A 635-nucleotide genomic window follows, 5' to 3' on the forward strand; every position below is an offset into this window, starting at 1 on the left:
CCTTTCTCTATTTTTGCGTGTGATCCCTACTGTTGGCCGTGTATTTTCTTAAATTCACGGCCAGTAACGCAAGGCCCATTTCGTTTTCAACCTTCGATTTTCCTCGAACGGAAAATCGAGTGAAACACAAATTGGCCTTCAAGAATCCAAAAACTGGTTCTACGTCAATTTTTCTCTGACGATAGATGGAACTTGTTTTTTCTTCTGAAAGCTTCGTTCTGACATATTCTTTTTGCTGTTCCCACTTCTCGTTCACCATAAGCTTTCGATGGTTTCCTTCTTTTGCTTTCGTACACAACGAACGAAATGGGCATCCTGAACAGTCTTCGCATTCGTAAACCTTAAAATGACGCGTGAAACCAGCTTTATCTGTACGGACAGAATGATATTTAAAGAGGAGACGTTTCTCATTTGGACATATATAGACATCATTCTCTTCATCATACTGCCAGTTTGCTGTGTTGAACTTGTTCTGTTTATATTTCTTCTTTTGTTCTTTTATATACATGCCATACGTGATCAAAGCTTCCCGTTTCCGGTTCGAGAGGATGTCGTCATAATTCTGTTCACTGCCGTATCCCGCGTCTGCGACAATGTGCTTCGGTAATTCAAAATAATCCTGCTCGATTATGTCC

1 protein-coding gene is annotated in these 635 nt (G+C 40.5%); it reads right to left on the reverse strand.

The genetic code is table 11. The annotated features are described in order from the left end of the window. Window positions 1-7 precede the first annotated feature (7 nt). The coding region (locus ACFQ38_RS11305; protein WP_381480942.1) for a transposase at window positions 8-635 on the reverse strand (628 nt) is incomplete at its 5' end.

The organism is Sporosarcina contaminans (assembly GCF_042679045.1).
Classification (GTDB): domain Bacteria; phylum Bacillota; class Bacilli; order Bacillales_A; family Planococcaceae; genus Sporosarcina; species Sporosarcina contaminans.